Origin of the sequence: Streptomyces sp. NPDC003456, assembly GCF_042878735.1 — a bacterium.
In the GTDB taxonomy this organism is placed as follows: Bacteria; Actinomycetota; Actinomycetes; order Streptomycetales; family Streptomycetaceae; genus Streptomyces.
In genome coordinates, this window is sequence record NZ_JBIAOK010000005.1 from 220,129 (window position 1) to 236,894 (window position 16,766).

Below are 16,766 nucleotides of genomic sequence, written 5' to 3' on the forward strand. Positions count from 1 at the left end.
CCGGGCATGACCATCCGGCCCTCGTGTACTAGAGTTATCTCGACATCGAGATATCTGCCGAGAAGCACCGCACGCCGCCACTCGGTAAGGGTTACCTAACTTAGCCTTACCTTAGCGGATCGGTCGAGATGCCGTGGCGGCAGGATCGTGGTGGTACGCGCACATCAATGAAGGAGACTGTCGTGTCGGCGAACAGCTTCGACGCCCGCAGCACGCTGCAGGTGGGCGACGAGTCGTACGAGATCTTCCGGCTGGACAAGGTGGAGGGCTCGGCCCGCCTCCCCTACAGCCTCAAGGTCCTGCTGGAGAACCTGCTCCGCACCGAGGACGGCGCGAACATCACCGCCGACCACATCCGCGCCCTCGGCGGATGGGACTCGCAGGCCCAGCCCAGCCAGGAGATCCAGTTCACGCCGGCCCGCGTGATCATGCAGGACTTCACCGGCGTGCCCTGTGTCGTGGACCTCGCGACCATGCGTGAGGCGGTCAAGGAGCTGGGTGGCGACCCGGCGAAGATCAACCCGCTGGCCCCGGCCGAGCTGGTCATCGACCACTCCGTCATCGCCGACAAGTTCGGCACCAACGACGCCTTCAAGGTGAACGTCGACCTGGAGTACGGCCGCAACAAGGAGCGCTACCAGTTCCTGCGCTGGGGCCAGACCGCCTTCGACGAGTTCAAGGTCGTCCCCCCGGGCACCGGCATCGTCCACCAGGTCAACATCGAGCACCTGGCCCGTGTCGTGATGGTCCGCGACGGCAAGGCCTACCCGGACACCCTGGTCGGCACCGACTCGCACACCACCATGGTCAACGGCCTCGGCGTCCTCGGCTGGGGCGTCGGCGGCATCGAGGCCGAGGCCGCCATGCTCGGCCAGCCGGTCTCCATGCTCATCCCGCGCGTCGTCGGCTTCAAGCTCACCGGTGAGCTCCAGCCCGGCACGACCGCCACGGACCTCGTGCTGACCATCACCGAGATGCTCCGCAAGCACGGCGTCGTCGGCAAGTTCGTCGAGTTCTACGGCGAGGGCGTCGCCGCCACCTCCCTGGCCAACCGCGCCACCATCGGCAACATGTCGCCGGAGTTCGGCTCCACCGCCGCGATCTTCCCGATCGACGACGAGACCCTGAACTACCTCAAGCTGACCGGCCGCTCCGAGCAGCAGGTCGCGCTCGTCGAGGCGTACGCCAAGGAGCAGGGCCTCTGGCTGGACCCGAAGGCCGAGCCGGACTTCTCCGAGAAGCTGGAGCTCGACCTGTCCACGGTCGTGCCCTCCATCGCCGGCCCGAAGCGCCCGCAGGACCGCATCGAGCTGTCCCGCGCCGCCGAGCAGTTCGCCGCCGACGTGCTCAACTACGTCGACGCCGGTGTCACCGGCGGCGCCGACCGCAAGCCGGGCGTCCCGCAGCAGGAGCAGCCGCACGGCGTGCAGTCCCCGGTCGACGAGGCGTCCGCCGAGTCCTTCCCGGCCTCCGACGCCCCGGCCTACGGCCACGACGACAACGGCGCCGGCGCCCCGCAGCACTCCGCCGTCGTGGCGGGCCCCGGCCCGTCCAACCCGGTGCGCGTCACGGCCCCCGACGGCTCGTCCTACGAGCTGGACCACGGCGCGGTGACGGTCGCGGCCATCACCTCCTGCACCAACACCTCCAACCCGTACGTCATGGTCGCCGCCGCCCTGGTGGCCAAGAAGGCGGTGGAGAAGGGCCTGACCCGCAAGCCGTGGGTCAAGACCACCCTCGCCCCGGGCTCCAAGGTCGTCACCGACTACTTCGAGAAGGCGGGCCTGACCCCCTACCTCGACAAGGTCGGCTTCAACCTCGTCGGCTACGGCTGCACCACCTGCATCGGCAACTCCGGCCCGCTGCCGGAGGAGGTCTCCAAGGCCGTCAACGACCACGACCTCGCCGTCACCTCGGTCCTCTCCGGCAACCGCAACTTCGAGGGCCGCATCAACCCCGACGTCAAGATGAACTACCTGGCGTCCCCGCCGCTGGTCGTCGCCTACGCGCTGGCCGGCTCCATGCGGGTGGACATCACCAAGGACGCCCTGGGCACCGACCAGGACGGCAACCCGGTCTTCCTGAAGGACATCTGGCCCTCCGAGGCCGAGGTGAACGACGTCGTCGCCAACGCCATCGGCGAGGACATGTTCGCCAAGTCCTACGCGGACGTCTTCGCGGGCGACGCCCAGTGGCAGGCGCTGCCGATCCCGACCGGCGACACCTTCGAGTGGGACACCGAGTCCACCTACGTGCGCAAGCCCCCGTACTTCGAGGGCATGACGATGGAGACCACCCCGGTCTCCGACATCTCCGGCGCCCGGGTGCTCGCCAAGCTCGGCGACTCGGTCACCACCGACCACATCTCCCCGGCCGGTGCCATCAAGGCCGACACCCCGGCCGGCACGTACCTCACCGAGCACGGTGTGGAGCGTCGTGACTTCAACTCCTACGGCTCGCGCCGAGGCAACCACGAGGTCATGATCCGGGGCACGTTCGCCAACATCCGCCTGCGCAACCAGATCGCGCCGGGCACCGAGGGCGGCTACACCCGCGACTTCACGCAGGCCGACGCGCCGGTGTCGTTCATCTACGACGCCTCGCAGAACTACCAGGCCGCCGGCATCCCGCTGGTCGTCCTGGCCGGCAAGGAGTACGGCTCCGGCTCGTCCCGCGACTGGGCGGCCAAGGGCACCGCGCTCCTCGGCGTCAAGGCCGTCATCGCCGAGTCGTACGAGCGCATCCACCGCTCGAACCTGATCGGCATGGGCGTGCTGCCGCTGCAGTTCCCCGAGGGGCAGAACGCCGAGGCGCTCGGCCTGACCGGCGAGGAGACCTTCTCCATCACCGGCGTCACCGAGCTGAACGACGGCACCACCCCGCGCACGGTGAAGGTCACCACCGACACCGGCGTCGAGTTCGACGCGGTCGTCCGCATCGACACCCCGGGTGAGGCCGACTACTACCGCAACGGCGGCATCATGCAGTACGTGCTGCGCAGCCTGATCCGCAAGTAGGCGGACCGGCACGGCGGTTCAGGACCGTGCGTGGGCCGCGTCCCCGGGTGACCGGGGGCGCGGCCCGCGCCGCGTCCGGGGCCCGGGCGGGTCGTCCTCACTCGCCGCGGTACTTGGCCGCGGCGGCCTGGGCCAGGTCCTGGGACTTGTCCAGGGCCGCGGCCACCGACTGCGTGCCCGCGACGGCCGCCGCGATCTGCTGCGAGACCGCCGTGCCCAGCACCGCGAACTCGGGGATGTCCAGGAAGCCGATGCCGCTGTAGGGGCGGGGGCCGACGCCGGGGTTGCCCGGGTCGGCGGAGTCCGTCGCCGCCGTGTACTCCTGCCGGTACCAGGCTTCGGCCGCCTGCTGGTACTCCGGGTTGGCGTACAGCGACCTGCGGTTGCCGGCGGGCGCGGCGGTCCAGCCCAGTTCCCGGCCGACCTGCTCCTGGTACTCCTTGGACGAGGCCCACGACACGAACTCCCAGGCCGCGTCCTTCCTGGTCGAGGCCTGCTGGACGCCCCAGGCCCAGGTCCACAGCCAGCCGGCCTTCTCCGTCCGCTGGTGCGGGGCCGGGACGTAGCCCACCTTGCCCTTGACGGCGGAGCCGTCGGCCTCGACCGACGACGCCAGCGACGTGGCGTCGTACAGCATCGCGCACTTGCCCGTGACGAACCGGTCCAGGACCTCCAGCACGCCCGTCCGCTCGGCGCCGGGCTGCCCGTGGGAGCGGAGCAGGCCGACGTAGAAGCGGACCGCCTCCTTGAACTCGGGGGAGGTCAGGCGGGCGTTCCAGTCCATGTCGTACCAGTGGCCGCCGAAGGTGTTGACGACCGTGTTGAGCGGGGCGAGGATCTGACCCCAGCCGGGCAGGCCGCGCAGGCAGATGCCGCTCGCCCCCTCCGTGCCGTCGACCCGGGCCGCGAGGTCGGCGACCTGCCGCCAGGTCGGCTCCGCCGGCATCGTCAGCCCGTCCCTGCGGAAGAGGTCCTTGCGGTACATCAGGAAGGAGCCCTCGCCGTAGAAGGGCTCGGCGTAGAGCCTGCCGTCGTCGCCGGTCAGCGACGCCCTGAGGTTGGGGAAGACGTCGTCCTGGTCGAAGTCCGCGTCCGCGGCCACGTACCGGTCCAGCGGGGCCAGCCAGCCGTTGTCCGCGTAGATCGGCACCTCGTACGCGCTGACGCTCGCCACGTCGTAGGTGCCGGCCTGTGTCGCGAAGTCGCGGTGCACCCGGTCCCGGCCCTCGTTCTCCGGCAGCACCGTGTAGTCGACGGTGATGCCGGTCCGCTCCGTGAAGTACTTCTCGGTGAGCCGTTCCAGGGTCCGCGTCTGGGGCACGTCCATCGCGAGCACACGCAGGTCGGCCCGGTCCCGGTCGCCGGGCGGGTCGGTGTCGGCGCAACCGGCGAGGGCCAGGCCCGCGGCGACCGCTGCGGCCACGGCGGCCCGGAGGAGGCGGCTCCGTGTCATGACACTCCGGCCCCTACCCGCCTCCGCCCATTCCAGACATAACGGGTTTTACAGGGCGTATTGGAGCACGTCAGGGGTGGTCGCGGGCCCGGGAGCGCCGGGACAGCGCGTCCACCGCGACGGCGATCAGCAGCACCCCGCCCGTGATCATGAACTGCACCGCGTCCTCGACGCCCAGCAGCGCCATGCCCGAGGCGATCGACTGGATCACCAGCACACCCAGCAGCACCGACCAGGGCGAACCCCGCCCGCCGAACAGGCTCGTCCCGCCGATCACGGCCGCCGCGATCGCGTTGATCAGCAGCATCCCGGAACCGGCGGCACGCGCCGTCGTGGGGCTCGCCGAGGTCAGGCCCGACGCCACGAACAGCCCGCCCACCGCGGCCAGCGTCCCCGACACCATGAACATCGCGACCCGCACCCGGTCCACCCCGATCCCGGCCCGCCGCGCCGCCTCCACACCGCCCCCCAGGGCGTACACCTGGCGGCCCCAGCGGGTGCGGCGCAGCACGTAGTCCGACACGACCAGGACCACCAGGAAGATCAGCAGCGCGAGCGGCAGCCCCTGGAACCGGTTGAGCGTGTGGGCGGCGGCGAAGGACACCACGGCCAGCGCGGCCGTCCGCACCCCGATCTCCCCCCGCGTCCGGTACGGCATCCCGGCGGCCCGGTGCCGGCTGCGCCTGCGGACCGCGGCGAGCGGGTAACCGGCCGTGCCGAGCGCGGCGACCGTGTACGCCGCCAGGTCGTTCCCGAAGTGCCGGCTGGTCAGCGAGGCGACCAGCCCGTCCTCGTCGATGTTGATGGTGCCGCTCGCGCCCAGCAGGTACAGCGTCAGCCCGTTCCACACCAGCAGCCCCGCGAGCGTCACCACGAACGCGGGCACGCCCACCCAGGCGAAGAACGCCCCGTGGAAGGCGCCGACGGCCGTCCCCGCGGCCACCGCCACGATCACCGCCAGCCACTCCGGCATCCCCTGGTTCACGTTCAGCACGGCGAACGCGGCCCCCGCCAGGCCGCTGACCGACCCCACCGACAGGTCGATCTCCCGGATCAGCAGCACGAAGACGATACCCACGGCCACCAGCCCCGTCCCCACGACGTCCACGCCGATGTTGGACAGGTTGCGCGGCGACAGGAAGTTGTCGTCCAGCGCCTGGAACACGGCCCAGATCACGAGCAGCCCGGCGACCACCAGCAGCGGACCGCGCTCACCGTCCGGCACACCGTCCAGCACCCGCCCGGCGTACGCCCGCAGGGCGTCCCGCCGGCCAGGCGCCGCCGGCGGCGGGCCGGCGGGGGACGGACCGGCGGACAGGCCGTCCCGGCGGGGCCCGTCGCGGCTCACGGCCACGCCTCCCCGCCGCCCTTCGTGCGATGGGCGACGGCGTTGTCCGCGGCGCCGGTCACCGAGGAGATGATCTGCTCCTGCGTCACGGTGCTCACGTCGAACAGACCGTTGTTGCGGCCCAGCCGCAGGACGGCCACACGGTCGGCCACGGCCTTGATGTCGCCCATGTTGTGGCTGATCAGGATGATGCCCATCCCGCGGTCCCGGACCTCCTCGATGAGGTCCAGCAGATGGCTCGTCTGCTCCACGCCCAGGGCCGCGGTCGGCTCGTCGAGCAGCAGCACCTTGGGCGAGCCCATCAGCGAGCGGGAGATCGCGACGGCCTGGCGCTGCCCGGCCGACAGCGTCGCCACGGGAGCCCGCACATCGGGGATGCGGATCGACAGCGCGCGCATCAGATCGCGGGCCCGGCGCTCCATCTCCACCTCGTCGAGGATCCCCACCCGGGCGATCTCCCGGCCGAGGAAGAGATTGCCCACCACGTCGAGGTTGTCGCACATGGCCAGGTCCTGGTAAACGGTCGCGATGCCGAGGGCGTGGGCGTCGTGGGGGCGCCTGATCTGCACCGGGCGCCCCTCCCACTCGATGACGCCCCGGTCCGCCGGGCCGACCCCCGACACCACCTTGACCAGCGTGGACTTGCCGGCGCCGTTGTCACCCGCGAGGGCCACCACCTCACCGGCACGCACCCGCAGGTCCACGTCCACCAGCGCCTGCACACCGCCGAACCGCTTGCAGATGCCGCGCAGCGCCAGCACGGGGGGACGAGCCACGGGGACCACCTCACTCACTCGGTGAGCCCGATCCGGGCGCAGGCCGGACGGAGTTCGGGGACGCAGATCTGCTCGACGGTGTAGACACCGCCCCGGACGAGAACGCGGTCGATGTTCTCCCGCGTCACCGGCAGCGGCCTGAGCAGCACGGCCGGGACGTCTTTCGTCGTGGGGCTGTCCACGCTCGTCGTGACCAGGGTGTCCAGGCCGTTGCCGCGCGCCAGGGCCACGGCCATCGCGGCGGCCGCCTCGGCCTCCGCACGGAACGGCTTGTAGACTGTCATGTACTGCTCGCCCCGCACGATGCGCCGCACCGCGTCGAGGTCGGCGTCCTGGCCGGTGACCGGGGGCAGGGGCGAGACACGGGCGCTCTTCAGGGCCGAGACCACCCCGGCGGCGATCGAGTCGTTGGCCGCGAGCACCCCGTCGATCCGGTCCGGGCCCAGGGCGCTGATCGCGGCCGTCATCTGGTCGTGCGCGTTCTCGGTGCGCCAGCCCACGGTGTCGTACGACCTGAGGACCCGGACCCGGTTGCGCAGGACGGACATGGCCCCCGCCTCGTACCACGCGGCGTTGGGGCTGGAGGGGTCGCCGTTCATCATCACGGCACCGCCGCCGATGCCCCGCGCGCCCATGCCCTGCAGCAGCGCCTCGCCCTGGAGCCGGCCGACCGTGCCGCCGTCGAAGCTGACGAACCCGGAGACGGGCCCCTCGGCGAGCCGGTCGTAGGCGACCACGGACACGCCCTCGCGCCGTGCCTGGCGGACCGAGGAGCGCAGGGCGCGGGGGTCGACGACGTCCAGGATCAGCACCGAGGCCCCCCGGGTGATCATGGAGGTCATCTGCTGGCGCTGCCGGGCCGCGTCGTTCTCGGCGTTGGCGTGCATCACCCTGCACTTCGGGCACAGCTCCTTGAGCCGCTTCTCCAGCAACGGCTTGTCGGCGTTCTCCCAGCGCGGCACCGCCCGGCTCGGCAGCAGCACCCCGACGGTGAGGCCCCCGCCGCCGCTCCCGCCGTCCTCGGAGCACCCGGCCAGCGACACCGCCAGCAGCGCCGCGAGGAGGGCGACGGCCGCGCGCCACGCACGCCCCCTCACCACGGCCCCGACTCCCCGGGCCCCGACGCCTCCCGCCCGGACCCGCGCAGCCGCGCACGGCCGGTGTCCCTGCCCCGCCCCCGGTTGCGGGCGCGGCCCATTCCCCAGCTCCGGCCCGGTGCCGGGTCCGTCGTCTCCTCGGGCCCGGACTCCGGCTCCTCGTGCGCACCCGCTGCCGGATCCGTCTCGGCCCGGTCGACCACCAGCTCGCTCCACACCTGCTTGCCGCCGCCGACCGGCACCGATCCCCAGGCCGCCGACACCGCCTCGACGAGGAACAGTCCCCGGCCGCCCGTCGCCTCCCAGTCCACGACGACCGGTTTGGCGGGTGCGCGCGGCGAGGAGTCGCTCACCGTCACCCGCAGCCGGTCCGCCGCCAGGGTCAGGTCCACGCGGACCGCGCCCTGCGTGTGCACCAGCGCGTTGGTCACCAGCTCCGACACCACCAGCAGCACGGTGTCGGCCTCCTCGACCACGCCCCACGAGCGCAGGGTGCGCGCGCTGAACCGGCGGGCGTGCATCACCGCGTCCGGCAGCCGCCACACCACCCAGCCCGCCCGCACCGGCCGCACCCGCATGCCGTCGTAGCGCAGGAGCAGCAGTGCCACGTCGTCCTCGCGGCGGCCCTCCTCGCCGAGCAGCTCGTCCGCCATCCCGCCGGGGTCCGCCGGATCGGCCGCGGCGAGTGACGCGCGCACGAGCCGCATGCCCTCGTCGACGTGCAGATCGGCCGACTCGACCAGACCGTCCGTCACCAGCACGAGCACCGAGCCGGGGGCCAGCGCCCGGGCGGTGAGCGGGAAGTCCGCGTCGGCGAGGACGCCCAGCGGCAGCCCGCCCTCCACCGCGATCTCCTCGGTGCCGCCGTCGGGGTGGCGCACCAGCGGGGCCAAATGCCCGGCCCGCACGAACAGCGCGTCGCCCTCCTCCATGTCCAGCTCGACGTAGCAGCACGTGGCGAACAGATCGGTCTCCATGCCGGTGAGCAGCCGGTTGGCGTGCGCGACGACCACGTCCGGCGGATGGCCCTCGACGGCGTAGGCCCGGACGGCGGTGCGCATCTGGCCCATGATGGTCGCGGCCGCCGCGCTGTGGCCCTGCACGTCCCCGATGACCAGGGCCACCTTCGACTCCGACAGGGCGATCACGTCGTACCAGTCGCCGCCCACCTGCAGCCCGCGCCGGGCCGGAAGGTAGCGGGCGACCGCGATGCCGCCGGGCAGCCGGGGCAGGCGGCGGGGGAGCAGGCTGCGCTGGAGCATCGTCGCCAGCTCCTGCTCGGCGTCGTAGGCGTGGGCGCGCTTGAGGGCCTGCCCCACCAGTCCGGCCGTCGCGGTCAGCAGGGCCCGCTCGTCGGGGGCGAACTCGTGCGGGGCGTCCCAGCCGACCAGGCACACCCCCGCCACCCGGTTCCTCGCGGGCAGCGGCAGCACCGCGAGACCGCCCGGGCCGATGCCCGTGAGCCCCGGCTCCAGCGCCGCACCGGCCGGCCACAGGCTCATCCGCCCGCCGCGCAGCGCCGCCTGGAGCGTGGGCAGGGCGCTGATCGGTGCGTCCGGCCACTCCGAACGCCACTCGGCCCGCCACAGCTCCGGCCATGCCGCGGGCCCCGGCGGATCGAGGACGGTGACCGCGAGCCGGTCCTCCAGCAGTTCGGCGAGCGCGATCCGGTCGGCGCCCAGCGGCTCGCGCAGCGCGGCCACGACGACCCGGCTGACGTCCCGTACGGTCGTCGCGTCGTCGAGCGCGGCCGTCAGCCACTGGAGCCGGGCCACGTCCCCGGAGCCCCGGCGCAGCACGGGCGCCGCGCTCACCACCCCCAGGACCCGCTGCGGAGCGCCCTCGGCCCCCTTGCGCACCCGGCAGTCCAGCCGCAGCCAGCACAGCTCGCCGGTGGGCCGGCGGATACGGAACTCCAGCTCACGGCGGCCCGGCGCCTGCGCCGACGGCTCGATGACCGACAGCAGGGCGGGCACGTCCTCCGGGACGCTGCACGCCAGCAGGGTGTCGGTCTTGCCGTCGAACGCGCCGTCGGGGATGCCGAGCAGTTCGAGCAGGGCCGGGTCCGTCTCGACCAGCCCCGTGCCGGGCGTCAGGGCGAACGACCCGACGCCCATCGCCCGCAGCGCCGGGTCCAGGAGCGGCGAAGGCGCGGACCGGTCGGCCTCGCCCCGCAGCCGCCCGGCGACCGCCTCGGCGTACCGCTCCAGGAACTCCCGCTGTTCCACCCCGAAGCCCTCCCCGGTCTCACCCACGACCAGCAGACACCCCAGCCAACCGCCCGCCGCGCCCAGCGGCAGCGCCCCGAGGGGCGCGGTGGGGACTCCGCCCTCCTCGGCGGCTGCCGCGCCCTCGCGCCACAGGGGCCGGCCCCGCAGGTAGGCGTCGGCCACCAGGGCTTCCGGCGCCCGCGACCGTGCCGCGCCTCCGCCGTCCCGCGCCCGGGCGGTCGCCCCACCGGCCTGCTCGGGAAGCCGCACGTCGGGCGGGAGCGCGTACGGCCCGGCCTCACCGCCGGCCCACTCCACCGCCCGGAGCCCGGCCCCGGTCTCACTCGTCACGTACACCGCCGCGAGGGTCACCCCGGCGAAGGCGAGCACACGTTCCCTGGCCGCGGACGCGGGCGCGGGGCCGGGGCCGGAGGGGCCGGCGGGGTGGTCGGGCGAGGGACCGGACGGGGCGGTGCCACTGGCGTCCGTGGAGTGGGGCCGACCGGTCCGGCCGTCGCCGCCGGTCCCCGGCAGCTGCCCGCCGGGTGGGGCGGAGCGGGATTCGCCGTCGTGGGGCATGTCCGCTTCCACCTCCCGTCCGTGCCGCGGCCACCGGCAGGTGGGAGTCCCCGGGACTCGGGCGACGCCGGCACGGACACGGCACCGGGACCGGGACCAGCGGCGCCGGGCCGTGCCTCCCACGGCGGACACCCGCCGCGCATGAGCGGCAGGGCACCCACACCTCAGAATCGCATACCTGAAGAACACCGACATATGGTGCGGAAGACCGTCGGGCGGCCTCCGCGCCGGGTGCGTACAGCCGCGCAGGTGCGTGCAGCGTGTGCAGGGGGCGGCTGCCGAGCCGACGAGCCCGTGCCGGTGCCGTGACGGCCTGGCCCGGACCGCCGCCGGGGCGTGAGCCTCACTGCTGTCCTCGGGCATCGGGGCGGGCTACGCACGCCGGCTCGCCGCCGATGGCCACGACCTCGTGCTGGGTCATGATGTCCCTCCCCGCATGCGTGGCTCACCGCTGGCGCCCTCGCTCGGACACCACCCGGGTTCCAGTACCGCCGCCGGCTGCACGGAGGGGACGGCGCCGGCTCGCGGGAGGACCCGCGACGCAGCGGGGCCGGGCCGTGCGCGCCGCCTTCCGGCGGTCCCGCACGACCCGGCCCCGAAGGCCGGCCCGACGACGAGCCCGGCTCGTCGGCTCAGCCCAGCAGTTCCACCTCCGCCAGGGTCGCCTCGCCGTCGAGGACCAGGCGGTACTTCGCGTACGTGCCCGGTGTCCGCACCGAGAACGCCCGCGTCTGCCGGTCCCAGGCGAAGGACTCCCCGGAGCGCCGGTCCAGCGTCTGCCACGTCTCGCCGTCCGAGGACCCCTGGAGGGTCCACGCGGCAGGCGCCTTCGTACGGTCCCCGGACGACGTCAGCGTGTACTGCACGGCCTCGGTGCCCTCGCGGGCCGGCAGGTCCGCCGACGTCAGGCTCGCCTCCGTCGCCGACGTGCCGTCGAACAGGGCGCCGTCGCCCTTCAGCAGGTCCGCCCGGGGCTCGGGCACCTCGTCGTCCTCGGTGATCGACACCGGTGCCGCGTCCTTGCCGGTGCCCCAGGACGACGGCCTCGGGCCCATGTCGAACTCCAGGACACCGCCCCTGGCGACCACCGAGTGCGGCAGGGAGGTCTTCGACCAGGTACGGCCGTTGACCTTCAGCCCCTGCACATAGACGTTCCTCGCGCTGTTGCGCGGCGCCTTCACCACCAGTTCGCGCCCGTTCTCCAGGTGCACGGTCGCCTTCTCAAACAGGGGCGAGCCGATGGCGTACTCGCCGCTGCCCATCACCAGCGGGTAGAAGCCGAGCGCGGAGAACAGGTACCAGGCCGACTGCTCGCCGTTGTCCTCGTCGCCGTGGTAGCCCTGCCCGATCTCGCTGCCGGTGTACAGGCGCGACAGCACCTCGCGGACGTTCTTCTGCGTCTTCCAGGGCTGCCCGGCCGCGTCGTACATGTACAGGGCGTGGTGGGCCACCTGGTTGGAGTGGCCGTACATGCCCATCCGCACGTCCCGCGCCTCGGTCATCTCGTGGATGACACCGCCGTAGGAGCCGACGAACTCGGGGGAGGCCGTCTCGGGGGTGGAGAGGTACTCGTCCAGCTTGTCGGCGAGGCCCTTGCGCCCGCCGTACAGGTTGGCCAGGCCCCGGCTGTCCTGCGGGGCGGTGAAGGCGTACCCCCACCCGTTGGTCTCGGTGTAGTCGTGGCCCCAGACACGCGGGTCGTACTTCGACGACTCGACCCGCCAGTCGCCCTCGGCGTCCCGGCCCTGGAAGAACCCGGCCTTCGAGTCGAAGAGTTTCACGTAGTCCTGCGCCCGGTTCAGGAAGTACTCCGACTCCTCCTTGTAGCGCTGCCGACCGGTCTCCTCGTACAGCTTCCGGCCCATCCGGGAGATGCCGTAGTCGTTGAGGTAGCCCTCCAGCGCCCAGGACAGGCCCTCGTGGGTCTCGGTGCTCGTGTAGCCGAGGAACGGGGAGGTGGCCATGCCCTTGCGGCCGACGCCCGGGTTCGGCGGCACGACCGTCGCGTTCTTCACGGCCGCCTCGTACGCCGCCTTCGCGTCGAAGTCCACGCCCTTGACGTAGGCGTCCGCGAACGCCACGTCCGAGGAGGTGCCCGTCATCAGGTCGGCGTAGCCGGGGGAGGACCAGCGGGAGGTCCAGCCGCCGTCCTTGAAGTGCTGCACGAACCCGTCGACCAGCTCACCGGCCTGAGAGGGCGTCAGGAAAGAGTAGGCGGGCCAGGTAGTCCGGTAGGTGTCCCAGAAGCCGTTGTTGACGTACACCTTGCCGTCGACGATCTTCGCGCCGGTGTGGGTCGGCGAGTCCGGCTCGGGCATGCGGGAGAACGGCGAGGCGTACTTGTACTCGCCGCCGACCTTCTCGTGCCCGGAGTTCGGGTACAGGTACAGCCGGTACAGGCTGGAGTACAGGGTCGTCAGCTGGTCGGGCGTGGCGCCCTCGACCTCGACCTTGCCGAGCAGCCGGTCCCACTGGCGCTGTGCGCTCTTCTTGACCGCCTCGAAGGACCGGCCCTGCGGGATCTCCTGGCGCAGGTTGTCCTTCGCCTGGTCGATGCTGATGAGCGAGGTCGCCAGGCGCAGGGTGACGGTCCGGTCGTCGGCGTCGAAGCGCAGGTAGCCCTTGACGCCGCTGGAGTCGCCCCCGGTCACCGGCTTGTCGAACTCGCCGTAGACGAACAGCCGGGTGGCGCCCGTGGACAGGCCGGACTTGACGTCCGAGTAGCCGGTGACGACGCCGTTGTCCTGGTCGAGGGTCAGGCCCGCCTGGTCGGTCACGTTGTCGAAGACGACGCTCGCGTCGTCGCCCGGGTAGGTGAAGCGCAGTGCCGCCGCGTGGTCGGTCGGCGCCATCTCGGCCTTCAGCCCGTTCTCGAACCGCACCCCGTAGTAGTACGGCCGTGCCGTCTCGTTCTCGTGCCGGAAGGCCAGCTCCCGCGCCTCCCGGCCGAGTTCGGGCGTTCCGGCCGCCACGGACGGCATCACCTGGAAGGTCTGCCGGTCGCCCATCCAGGGGCTCGGCTCGTGGCTGGCGCTGAACGCCTGGATCGTCGGCAGGTTGTCCGCGTTGTTCGCCCGCGCGTAGTCGTACAGCCAGCTCAGCGAACCGGCGTTGGTCACCGGCGTCCAGAAGTTGAAGCCGTGCGGGACGGCCGTCGCCGGGAAGTTGTTGCCCCGCGAGAATCCGCCGCTGGAGTTGGTGCCGCGGGTGGTCACCGCGTAGTCCGACAGGTGCGCCTTCGGCCGCTCGGGCGCGACGGAGGCGAGGCTCACGTCGTCCAGCCAGCCGCGGAACTTCGCCGGGCCCTCGGGGGAGTCGTAGGCCACCAGGATGCGGTCCACGGTCTTGCCGGCCGCGACCGAGCCGATCCGCGAGGCCACGTTGTTCCACTGGTTGACGTAGAGGACCTTCGAAGCGCCCTGACCCTGCGGGGTCAGCGGGAAGCCGTGCTGGTCGGTGGCGCGCAGCTCGCTCAGGTGGGTGCCGTCGGTGAAGGCCAGGTCGACCGAGACGTTCGTGGCGTCGTAGTCGAGGTCCCCGTCCGCCATGGACGGGAAGATCCGGTACGACAGCTGCGTGTTCCGGCCGACGGCCACGTTCACGTCGAAGACCTTGTTGTACGAGTACGCCCGCCCCTCGGCGGTGTGCCGGCCGGCGTAGCGCAGCGCCCGCTTGCCCGTGAACCCGGCACCGGCCTTCGCGGTGGGGGAGCCGCTCGGACCGCGGTCGACCAGCGAGAGCATGTCCTGGGGGACCGGCCCGTCGCTGCCGCCCGTGGACAGCTGGAGGTCGGCGAGCTGCAGGATGCCGCCGCCGTTGTTCCGCGTCACCTCCAGCCGGACGTGCGCGTACTCGGCCGCCTCGGCCAGGTCGTACGTCTTGGTCTGGAACCGCTCCGCGAAGGACTCCCCGGAGCGGGTGTCGAGCGTCGTCCACTCCTTGCCGTCGGCCGAGCCCTTCAGGGTCCAGTCCCTGGGGTCGCGCTCGTCGGCGTCATTGGCCGACGTCAGCGCGTAGCGCGCCAGCTTGACCGGTTTGTCCAGGTCGAACTCCACCCAGCCCGTGGGCGCGAAGGCGAGCCACTTGGTGCTCGGTTCGAGGTCGACCAGGTTCTCCTTCACCTCGCCGCCGCCCGCGTTCTCGGCACTGGCCCGGACGTCCGTGACCCGGTCGGTCACATTGCCCGGTATGCCGCTGCTGTAGCCGCCGTCGACGCCCGAGGCGCGCTTGGCGCCGCCGGGACCGGTGTCGACCGTGTTCGTCCAGTCCGGAAGCGGGTCGTCCGCCTCGAAGGAGGACGCGAATCCCCGGTCCGGTTTCGCCGGGGCCTGGGGCAGTGCGACCGCAACGCCCTGCGAACCCAGTGCCATGGCGAAGGCGGTCGCCGACACGACCGCCGAACCCCATCTGTGCCGAGCTTTCCGCTGCTTCAACGGGTACCCTCCCTGCGCAGTGGACAACGTTGTCAGCTTCAATGCGCAAGGACCAGTAGTTGCTCAAGTGCCGGGGTGTGTCAAGGGTGTTGCCTGTGGCATCGGAGGGCGGCGACCGGGATTTTTCCGTCGGGAAACGTACAGGACGCACATACTTCCGCGAGGTCTCAACTCGGATAAGACCCGCGGCGAACCTTGTGTTCGATCTTGATCCGCTGGCGGGAAGTGGACTATACCTGTCGGGCGATTCACACGATCCGCACGTCACCAACCGCACTTTCCTGCACGACCCAGCTTGACCCGATCGCGGTGCCGGCAAGGATCCGGTTCACCGCCTGAGTCCTGGAGAAGGCGAGGACTTGAGCATGGGATCCACTTCCGCCGAGCACCGCGGCACCGAGGGTGTCGGCCGCCGCAGTCTGATCAAGAGGTCCGCCGCACTCGGGCTGATCTCCGTCCCCACCATGAGTTTCCTGTCCGCCTGCGCGAGCAGCGGCGGGGACGACAGCGGGGACAAGGCCAAGGCCGGCAAGAAGACCGCGAAGAACCCGCTCGCCGTCAATGACACGGCAGGCATGGAATTCGTCCTGTTCGACGGTGGTTTCGGCAAGGAGTACGCCGAGGACGCCGTGAAGATCTACGAGAAGAACTTCCCCGAGGCCTCGGTGAAGTTCTCCGCGACCCAGAAGATCCAGTCCACGCTCCAGCCCCGCTTCAACCAGGGCACCCCGCCGGACCTCATCGACAACTCCGGCGCCGAGCAGATGGACATGGGCGTCCTGGTCGGCAAGAACCAGCTCACCGACCTCACCCCCCTGCTGGACGCGCCCTCCTACGACGACCCGGCCAAGAAGGTCCGCGACACGCTGCGCCCCGGCATCGTGGAGATGGGCCAGTTCGACGGCGAGAAGGTCTGGATCCTGTACTACGCCTACACGGTGTACGGCGTCTGGTACTCGCAGAAGGCCCTCGACTCGCTCGACGAGCAGTACCCGGAGACCTGGGACCAGATGCTCGCGGTCTGCGCCAAGGCCAAGAAGAAGGGCATGGCGGGCTGGACGTACGCGGGCAAGTACCCGTACTACATCCCCTTCTCGCTCTACCCGATGATCGGCAAGGTCGGCGGCCGCGAAGTCCTCGACGCCATCGACAACCTGGAGCCGAACGCCTGGAAGCACCCGGCCGTCAAGGCCTGCTTCGAGGCCTACTACGAGCTCTACAAGAAGGGCTACGTCCTCAAGGGCACCCCGGGCCTGGACCACATCCAGTCGCAGACCGCCTGGGCCGAGGGCAAGGCGCTGTTCCTCCCGAACGGCTCCTGGGTGGAGAACGAGTCGGCGAACGTCATCCCGAAGGACTTCGACCTGGCCGTCTCCGCGCCCACCGGCCTGGACTCCTCCGACAAGCTGCCCTTCGGCACCATCTGGGCCTCCGGCGGCGAGCCGTTCATCGTCCCGGCCAAGGCGAAGAACGCCCCCGGCGGCATGGAGCAGCTGCGCATCATGCTCAGCGAGGCGTCCTCCAAGAACTTCACCAGCAAGGTGAAGTCGCTGACCGCCTACAACGGCGGCACCGACGGCATCCCCCTCACCCCCGGCCTCAAGTCCGGCGTCGCGGCGCTGGAGAAGGCCGGCGAGAACGTGGTGAATCCCCGTCTGCAGGACTGGTACGTGCAGTTGCAGAAGGAGAAGATCGGGGTGTCCGGTCTCGGCGAGATGATGGCCGGCCGCCTCACCCCGGCCGAAGCCATCAAGAAGATCCAGGGCTTCGCCGACGAGACGGCCAAGGACGACTCCATCAAGCGCTACAAGCACCAGTAACGGCACCGGAAACCCAATTTCCGCAACGGCACC

At 71.7% G+C, this 16,766-nt stretch carries 8 protein-coding genes; 2 read left to right on the top strand and 6 right to left on the bottom strand.

The features are described 5' to 3' along the window. Nucleotides 1–167 precede the first annotated feature (167 nt). Nucleotides 168–3,017, top strand: coding sequence for an aconitate hydratase (locus ACFYWG_RS22040; RefSeq protein WP_383503759.1), 2,850 nt, complete (start codon nucleotides 168–170; stop codon nucleotides 3,015–3,017). A gap of 97 nt (nucleotides 3,018–3,114) precedes the next feature. Here the strand turns inward: ACFYWG_RS22040 and ACFYWG_RS22045 are convergent, their stop codons facing one another. From ACFYWG_RS22045 to ACFYWG_RS22070, 6 genes are all read right to left on the bottom strand, one after another. Continuing rightward, nucleotides 3,115–4,470: an ABC transporter substrate-binding protein gene (locus ACFYWG_RS22045; protein WP_389203001.1), complete on the bottom strand. Its 1,356-nt coding sequence runs from the start codon at nucleotides 4,468–4,470 to the stop codon at nucleotides 3,115–3,117. Between the two features lie 70 nt (nucleotides 4,471–4,540). Further along, nucleotides 4,541–5,824, bottom strand: a complete 1,284-nt coding sequence (locus ACFYWG_RS22050; RefSeq protein WP_389203003.1) for a sugar ABC transporter permease — start codon at nucleotides 5,822–5,824, stop codon at nucleotides 4,541–4,543. Then, the gene (locus tag ACFYWG_RS22055) at nucleotides 5,815–6,594 is read right to left on the bottom strand and encodes an ATP-binding cassette domain-containing protein (RefSeq protein WP_383503761.1); all 780 of its coding nucleotides are present in this window, start codon (nucleotides 6,592–6,594) and stop codon (nucleotides 5,815–5,817) included. Before ACFYWG_RS22055 ends, ACFYWG_RS22050 begins: the two co-directional genes overlap by 10 nt. Before the next feature lie 14 nt (nucleotides 6,595–6,608). Beyond that, nucleotides 6,609–7,691, bottom strand: coding sequence for a substrate-binding domain-containing protein (locus ACFYWG_RS22060; RefSeq protein ID WP_389203514.1), 1,083 nt, complete (start codon nucleotides 7,689–7,691; stop codon nucleotides 6,609–6,611). Further along, nucleotides 7,688–10,480, bottom strand: a complete 2,793-nt coding sequence (locus ACFYWG_RS22065; RefSeq protein WP_389203006.1) for a SpoIIE family protein phosphatase — start codon at nucleotides 10,478–10,480, stop codon at nucleotides 7,688–7,690. The genes ACFYWG_RS22060 and ACFYWG_RS22065 overlap by 4 nt, the downstream gene beginning before the upstream one ends. A 632-nt stretch (nucleotides 10,481–11,112) precedes the next feature. Then, a complete protein-coding gene (locus ACFYWG_RS22070) occupies nucleotides 11,113–14,850 on the bottom strand; it encodes a GH92 family glycosyl hydrolase (RefSeq protein WP_389203516.1) in 3,738 nt (1,245 codons plus the stop codon). Nucleotides 14,851–15,278: 428 nt separating this feature from the next. On the opposite strand from ACFYWG_RS22070, the gene ngcE reads away from it, so the two are divergent. Next, the gene (gene ngcE / locus ACFYWG_RS22075) at nucleotides 15,279–16,733 is read left to right on the top strand and encodes an N-acetylglucosamine/diacetylchitobiose ABC transporter substrate-binding protein (protein WP_376325041.1); all 1,455 of its coding nucleotides are present in this window, start codon (nucleotides 15,279–15,281) and stop codon (nucleotides 16,731–16,733) included. Nucleotides 16,734–16,766: the final 33 nt, after the last annotated feature.